Raw genomic sequence first — 8,648 nt, forward strand, 5'->3', positions numbered from 1 at the left:
ACGTCGATGATCGCGCTGACGGCTCCGGACGCGGTGGTGGTGCCGACGTTGCGGCCGGGGGACCGGCTGCTCAGCGCGGCGGCCGGGTTGCACGCCGCCGGGGTCGAGGTCGACTGGACCGCTGTCCTCGGGGCGGCCAGCGCGCCGGTGCAGCTGCCGACGTACGCGTTCGACCACGAGCAGTACTGGCTGAAGGCCCCCGCCGCCGCGACCGGCGCGGTCGACGGGCCGTTCTGGGACCTGGTCGAGCGGGGCGACGCCGCCGCCCTGGCCGAGACCCTCGACCTCGGCGACCACGACGCCGTCCGGGAGATCCTGCCCGCGCTGGCCCGCTGGCGCGACCGGGAGCGGATCACCGGCTGGCGGTACGTCGTCTCCTGGCAGCCCAAGCCGCCCCCGGCGGCCCCGGCCCCGGCCCTGACCGGCCGCTGGCTGCTCGTCACCGGCTCCGGCGTCCCGGCCACGCTGACCGACGCGGTCCGCGCCGGCCTCGCCACCCGCGGCGCCGAGCTTGACCTGACCGACGCCCACCTGACGGGCCTCCAGCCCGGCGCCCCGATCGCCGGCATCGTGTCCCTCCTGGGTTGTGCGGCAACGTCCGAGCACGGGGCGGCAACGTCCGAGCACAACGGGGTGACCGCCGGGCTCACCGAGACGGTCGAGCTGCTGCGCGCCGCCGCCGGGCTCGGAGTCGGCGGGCGGGTGTGGGCCCTCACCACCCCCGGCGCCTGGAGCTGCCAGCTGTGGGGCCTCGGCCGGGTCGCCGCGCTGGAGTACCCGCGGCTCTGGGGCGGTGTCATCGACGTACCGTCCACCGTGGACGAACCGGCGCTGGACCTCCTGGCCGCCGCGCTCACCGCCGGCGACGGCGAGGACCAGGTAGCCCTTCGTGCCGGCAACGCCTGGGTCCCGCGCCTGCTGCGGTCCCCGGCCCGGGCCGCCGGCGCACCCTGGCGGGCCCGCGGCACCGTGCTCGTCACCGGGGCCAGCGGCGCGCTCGGCGCCCGCACCGCTCGCTGGGCCGCCGAGTCCGGCGCCGCCCGCGTGATCCTCGCCTCCCGGCAGGGCGACACGGCCGCGAACGCGGCGGCCCTCGCCGCCGACATCGCCGCTGCCGGCGCCGAGGCCGTCTTCGCCCGCTGCGACGTCACCGACGCCGGGCAGGTCCGCGACCTTGTCGACGGGGCCGGGCCGGACCTCACCGCCGTCTTCCACGCCGCCGGGATCGCCGAGATCACTCCGCTCGCCGACACCGACCTCGCCGCCTGGCCCGCGCTGATGGCGGCGAAGACCGTCGGCGCCTGGTGGCTCGACCGGGCCCTCGGCGACCGCGAGCTCGACGCGTTCGTCGTGTTCTCCTCGATCGCCGGGGTCTGGGGCGGCGGGGGCCAGGCCGCCTACGCCGCCGCCAACGCCTTCCTCGACGGCCTCGTCGCCGACCGCCGTGCCCGCGCCCTCAAGGGCACCTCGATCGGTTGGGGCCCGTGGCAGGGCGGTGGCATGGCCGCCGGCGAGAACGGGGACTACCTGGCCCGGCGCGGGCTGCGGCTGCTCGACCCGGCGGCCGCGCTGACCGCCCTCGGCGAGGCCCTCGCCGGCGACGAGGGCGTGGTCGTCGTCGCCGACGTCGACTGGGCCGCGTTCGCGCCCGCGTTCACCGCCGCCCGGCCCTGCCCGCTGCTGGCCGCGATCCCGGAGGCCGCCGCCGAACCGGCCGCCGCCCCCGCGGACGCGCCCCTGGCCGGCCGGCTCGCCGGTCTCGACGGGCCCGCCCGCCGCCGGCACCTGCTCGACCTCGTCCGCGACCACGTCGCCGCCGTCCTCGGCCACGCCTCCGCCGACGCCGTCCCGGCCGGGCAGGCATTCAACGAGCTCGGCTTCGACTCGGTGACCGCCGTCGAGCTGCGCAACGCGCTGACGAAGGCGACCGGCCTGGCGCTGCCCACGACCCTGATCTTCGACCACCCGAACCCGGCCGTCCTCGCCGAGCTGCTCGACGAGCGGATCAGCGGCGTGGCCCGGTCCGTGGTCGTGCACGCCGCCGCCGTCGCCGACGAGCCCGTCGCGATCGTCGGCATCGCCTGCCGGTACCCCGGGGGCGTCGACTCACCCGAAGACCTGTGGCAGCTGATCGCCGGCCGCCGCGACGGCATCGGCCCGTTCCCCGCCGACCGGGGCTGGCTCGCCAGCGGGCTGCTCGACCAGGAATGGCTCGACCGGTACCGGCCCGAGGGCGGGTTCCTGACCGAGGCGGCCGGCTTCGACGCCGACTTCTTCGGCATCAGCCCCCGCGAGGCCCTGGCCATGGACCCGCAGCAGCGCCTCGTGCTGGAGGTGTCCTGGGAGGCCCTGGAACACGCCGGGATCGACCCGCAGGCGCTGCGCGGCGCGCCGGTCGGCGTGTTCGCCGGCGCGGGCGCGTCGGAGTACTCGGCGCTGCTCACCGGCGACCGGCCCGGCCTGGAGGGCTACGGCCTGACCGGCAACGTGTCAAGCGTCCTGTCCGGCCGCGTCGCCTACACCCTCGGCCTCACCGGCCCGGCCGTCACCGTCGACACCGCTTGCTCGTCCTCGCTCGTCGCACTCCATCTGGCCGCGCAGTCGCTGCGCAGCGGCGAGTGCAGCCTGGCCCTCGCCGGGGGCGTGGCCGTGATGGCGCAGCCGGTGGCGTTCGCCGAGTTCGCCCGGCAGGGCGGGCTGTCCTCCGACGGGCGCTGCAAGCCCTACGCGGCCGCCGCCGACGGTACCGGCTGGAGCGAGGGCGTTGGCATGCTCGTCGTGGAGCGTCTGTCCGACGCGCGTGCCAATGGCCACCGCGTCCTCGGCGTCGTGCGCGGCAGCGCCATCAACCAGGACGGCGCCTCGAACGGTCTCACCGCGCCGAACGGTCCGTCGCAGGAGCGGGTGATCCTCCAGGCGCTGGCCAACGCGGGCCTGTCACCGTCCGAGGTGGACGTCGTCGAGGGCCACGGCACCGGTACCCGGCTCGGCGACCCGATCGAGGCCGGCGCGCTGCTCGCCACCTACGGCCGCGACCGCGCCGAACCGCTGTGGCTCGGCTCCGTGAAGTCGAACATCGGCCACACGCAGGCCGCCGCCGGCGTCGCGGGCATCATCAAGATGGTCCTCGCCATGCGCCACCGGACCATGCCGGCCACCCTCCACGTCGACGCGCCGTCGCCGCACGTCGACTGGTCGGCCGGCCGCGTCGCGCTGCTCACCGACGCCCGCCCCTGGCCGGACGGGCGGCCCCGCCGGGCCGGGGTGTCGTCGTTCGGCATCAGCGGTACCAACGCCCACATCATCCTCGAAGAGGGTGACCCGGTCCCGGCGGCGCCCGCGGTGGTCCCGGAGTCGCCGACCGCCTGGCTCGTCTCCGCCAAGACACCGGAGGGTGTCCTGCGCCAGGCCCGTCGCCTGGCCGAGTGGGCCGCCCACAGCCACGACGCCGTCACCGACATCGCCGTCGCTCTCGCCGTGCAGCGCACCCAGTTCCCCTACCGCGCGGTCGCCACCGGCGCCACCCGCCCCGAGCTGATTGAGCGGCTGGGCGCCCTCGCCGCCCCGGCGGCCGCCGGCTCCGGCCGCACCGTCATGGTCTTCCCCGGCCAGGGCTGGCAGCGCGCCGGCCTCGGCGCCGAGCTGCTGCAGACCTCGCCGGTGTTCGCCGCCGCGATCGACGAGTGCGCCGCCGCCCTCGCCCCGTGGGCGGACCTCGACCTGCGCGCCGCCCTCGCCGGCGACGAATGGCTCGGCTCCGCCGAGGCGGTCCAGCCGGTCCTGTGGGCGGTCATGGTCTCCCTCGCCCGGGTCTGGGCCTCGGCCGGTGTCGTCCCCGACGCCGTCATCGGCCACTCCCAGGGCGAGATCGCCGCCGCCGTCGTGGCCGGCGCGCTGAGCCTGCGGGACGGCGCGAAGGTCGTCGCGCTGCGCGCCCGCGCGGTGCGGCAGCTGACCGGCATCGGCGCCATGGCCTCCATCGCCGCGCCCGCCGAACGCGTCGAGGGCTGGCTGCCCGACGGCATCGGCATCGCCGCGATCAACGGCCCCGAGTCCGTCGTCGTCTCCGGCCCCGCCGAGCTCGTCCGCGACTGGCTGGGCACCGTGGACGCCCAGGCCCGCCTCCTGGACATCGACTTCGCCTCGCACGGCCCGATGGTCGAGCCCGTCGAGGCGGCCCTGCGCGAGCTGCTCGCCGGGGTGCGGCCCCGCACCGCGGACATCCCCTGGTTCTCCACCGTCACCGGGACATGGCTGGACGGCGCCGAGGCCGACGGCGACTACTGGTACACGAACCTGCGCCGGCCGGTCCGGTTCTCGCCCGCCGTCGAGGCCCTCGTCGCCGCCGGGTACACGACCTTCGTCGAGGCCAGCGGCCACCCGGTCCTCGTGCCCGGCATCAGCGACCTGGCCCCCGTCGTCACCGGCACGCTGCGCCGCGACGAGCCGGAGCTGCGGCAGTTCCTCGCCGCCGCCGGCGTCCTGCACGCCGCCGGTGTCGCCGTCGACTGGCCCACGCTGCTCGGCGAGCCCACCCGCCCCGTCGACCTGCCCACCTACGCCTTCGAGCACACCCGCTACTGGCTCGACGGCGACGGCGGCGGCCGCCTCGTCGACACCGCCCTCGGCCTCGCCGGCGACCGGGGCCACGTCCTCACCGGCCGGGTCTCCCTCGCCGCCCAGCCGTGGCTGGCCGACCACACCGTCGGCGGCGTCGCCCTGCTGCCCGGCACCGCCCTCGTCGAGCTGGCCATCCGCGCCGCGGACGAGGCCGGCTGCCGGACCGTACGCGAACTGACGCTGCACGCCCCGCTCGCCGTGCCCGCCCAGGGCGCCGCCCGGCTCCAGGTCACGGTCGGCGCGCCCGCCGCGGACGGCACCCGCGAGCTGGCCGTCTACGCCGCCACCGGCGACGAGTGGACCCGCCACGCCTCCGGCATCCTCGCCGAGGAGGCCGCCGAGGCCGCCGACCCCGATGGCCTCACCGAGTGGCCGCCCACCGGCGCCGAACCGGTCGACCTCGACGGCCTCTACGACCACTTCGCCGACGCCGGCGTCGGCTACGCCCCGGCGTCCCAGGTCCTGCACCGCGCCTGGCGCCGCGGCGACGAGCTCTACGCCGAGGCCGAGCTGCCCGACGCCGCCCGCGACAACGCGTACGGTATCCACCCGATCCTGCTCGACGGCGCCACCCAGGCCCTGGGCCTCGGCGCGCCGGCCGCGTCCAGGTCCGCGCCGGACGGGGAGCCGGGCGGGGCCGTGATGCCGTTCGCGTGGACCGACGTCACCCTGCACGCCACCGGCGCCGACCGGCTGCGCATCCGGATCACCCCGGCCGAGGGCGGCGTCGCGATCCTCGCCGCCGACGGCGACGGCCGGCCCGTGCTGTCCGCGGCCTCCCTCATCCTGCGCCCGGTGTCCAGCGGGAACGCCGGCACCGGGGTCCAGGACGCGCTGTTCGCCCTCGACTGGAGCCCGGCCCCGGCCGCCGCCGGCCCCGCACCGGGGGAGTGGACCGTGACCGGCCCGGACCCGCACGACCTCGCCATCCGCCTCACCGCCGCCGGCGCGATCGTGCACGCCGCCGATGCCGGTGCGGACCCGGACGGTCTCGGCGCCCGGCGCGATGCGGCCGGCGCGACCGTCCACCGGCTGTGGACTCCGGCGACGGACGGCGGCGGCGACGTCGTCGCCGCGCTGCGCGATGCCACCGCCGCGACGCTCGCCGCCGTCCAGGACTGGCTCGCCGCCGACCGCGGCCCAGCCGCCCGGCTCGTCGTGGCCACGCGCGGCGCCAGCGCCGCCGGGGACGGGGACATCGACGTCGTCGCCGCGGCCGTCTGGGGCCTGATCCGCTCCGCGCAGGCCGAACACCCGGACCGGTTCGTGCTCCTCGACACCGACGACGGCCCGGTCCCGGCTCACGCCTGGGCCCTCGCCGCCACCGGCGACGAGCCGCAGTTCGCCGTCCGCGACGGCGAGGTGCTGCTGCCCCGCCTCACCCGCGCCGTGCCCGACGGCGACGGCGCGTCCGGTGCCGCGGACGGGCCCGGCTGGGAGCGGCCCGGAACCGTGCTGGTCACCGGCGGTATGGGTGCCCTCGGCGTCCCCGTCCTGCGCCACCTCGCCGCCCGCGGGGCCCGGCACCTGCTCGTGCTGTCCCGCTCCGGTCCGGACGCGCCCGGCGCCGCCGAGCTGGCCGCCGGCCTCGCCGCCGCCGGCACCGACCTTGAGCTCGTCGCCTGCGACGTCAGCGACCGCGCCGCCCTCGCCGCGGCGATCGACGGCCGCGACCTGACGGCCGTGGTCCACATCGCCGGCACCACCGACGACGGCGTCGTCGAGTCGCTGACCACCGAACGGCTGCACGGCGTCCTCGGCGCCAAGGCCGACGCGGCCTGGCACCTGCACGAGCTGACCGAGCACCGGCCGCTCACCGCGTTCGTCATGTTCTCCAGCGCCTCCGCCGTCTTCGGAGGCCCCGGCATCGCCAACTACGCCGCCGCCAACGCGTTCCTCGACGCGCTCGCCGAGCGGCGCCGGCGGGCCGGGCTCCCGGCCACCTCCCTCGCCTGGGGGGCCTGGGCCGAGGCCGCCGGCATGGGCGGGCGCCTCGCCGACACCGGCCGGCGCCGCCTCGCCCGCGCCGGCGCACCGCTGGGCACGGCCGAGGCGCTCGCGCTGTTCGACACCGCGCTCGCCACCGGCCGCTCCCTGCTCGTCCCGGCGCGGCTCCAGCTGGCCCAGCTGCGCGCCCAGCTCGACGGCGCGGCGCCGCCGGCCCTGCTGCGCAACCTCGTGCGTGGCCCCGGCCGCCGGATCGCCCGCCAGGGTGAGCGGGGCACGGGCTCGCTCGCCGACCGGCTGGCCGCACTCGGCGACGCGGAGCGCCTGGCCGCCGTCCTGGACCTGGTCCGCGGCCGCGCCGCCGCCGTCCTCGGTCACGCTTCCGCCGCGGCGGTACCGCAGGATCGCGCCTTCAACGAGCTCGGCTTCGACTCGCTGACCGCGGTCGAGCTGCGCAACGGCCTCGCCGAGTCCACCGGCCTGCGGCTGCCGGCGACCCTCGTCTTCGACTACCCAAGCCCGGCCGCGCTCGCCGGCTACCTCGCCGAGCGCTTGGGCAGCGCCGCCAGCACCGCCGGACCCGCGGTCCCGGCCGGTGTCCGCACCGCCGCCGACGAGCCCATTGCGATCGTCGGCCTTGCCTGCCGGTTCCCGGGCGGCGCCGACACGCCCGCCGAGTTCTGGCAGCTCCTTGCCGACGGCATCGACGGCATGGGCCCGTTCCCGACCGACCGCGGCTGGGCGCGCAGCGGTCTCATCGACGCCGACTGGCTGGCGCGGTACCGGCCCGAGGGCGGCTTCCTGCCCGGCGTGGCCGGCTTCGACGCCGGGTTCTTCGGCATCAGCCCGCGCGAGGCCGTCGCCATGGACCCGCAGCAGCGGCTCGTCCTCGAAGCCTCGTGGGAGGCCATCGAGCACGCCGGCATCGACCCGGCCTCGCTGCGCGCCGCCTCGGTCGGCGTGTTCGTCGGTGCCAGCAACCCCGACTACTCCGCGCTCGCCGGCGTCAACCTCGAGGCGGTCGAGGGCTACCTCGCCACCGGCACCGCCACCGCGGTGCTGTCCGGCCGGGTGGCCTACGCGCTCGGGCTCGTCGGCCCTGCCGTCACCGTCGACACCGCCTGCTCGTCGTCGCTGGTCGCGCTGCACCTGGCCGCCCAGGCCGTGCGCAGCGGCGAGTGCACCCTGGCCCTGACCGGCGGCGTGTCGGTCATGTCGACGCCGATGATGTTCGCCGAGTTCGCCCAGCAGGGCGGCCTGGCCGGTGACGGGCGGTGCCGCTCGTTCGCCGGGGCCGCCGACGGTACCGGCTGGGGCGAGGGCGTCGGCATGCTGCTGGTCGAGCGCCTGTCCGACGCGCGCGCCAACGGCCACCGCGTCCTCGGCGTGGTCCGGGGCAGCGCGGTCAACCAGGACGGCGCCTCCAACGGCCTCACCGCCCCCAACGGCCCGTCCCAGGAGCGCGTCATCCGCCAGGCGCTGGCCAACGCCGGCCTGTCACCGTCCGATGTGGACGTGGTGGAGGGTCACGGTACCGGCACCCGGCTGGGCGACCCGATCGAGGCGCAGGCGCTGCTGGCTACGTACGGCCAGGATCGGGAAGAGCCGCTGTGGCTCGGGTCGGTGAAGTCCAACATCGGCCACACCCAGGCCGCGGCCGGCGTCGCCGGGGTTATCAAGACGGTCCTCTCGATGCGCCACGCGACCATGCCGGCCACGCTGCACGTCGACGAGCCGTCCCCGCAGGTCGACTGGACCACCGGCAACATCGCCCTGCTCATCGAGCCGCGCCCCTGGCCCAACGGCCGACCCCGCCGGGCCGGCGTCTCCTCGTTCGGCATCAGCGGCACCAACGCGCACGTCATCATCGAGGAGGGCGACCCCGCCCCGAAGTCCACTGTGGACGAGCGGGAGGGTCCGACCGCCTGGATCGTCTCGGGCAAGTCGGAGGCTTCCCTGCGCGCCCAGGCGGCCCGGCTGGCCGACTGGGCCGAACGGACCGGCCCCGACCCCCACGACACGGCGGTGGCGCTGGCCACGCAGCGGTCCCGGTTCGCGCACCGCGCGGTGGTCACGGGTGC

The 8,648-nt window shown here is 77.3% G+C and carries 1 protein-coding gene; it reads left to right on the forward strand.

Features of this window, described 5'->3' with window-relative positions; translation table 11 throughout:
- A partial coding sequence (locus IEZ31_RS55050) for a type I polyketide synthase (RefSeq protein ID WP_190258172.1) occupies positions 1–8,648 on the forward strand: 8,648 nt, incomplete at both ends.

It is taken from the genome of Dactylosporangium sucinum, assembly GCF_014647515.1.
Lineage (GTDB): Bacteria > Actinomycetota > Actinomycetes > Mycobacteriales > Micromonosporaceae > Dactylosporangium > Dactylosporangium sucinum.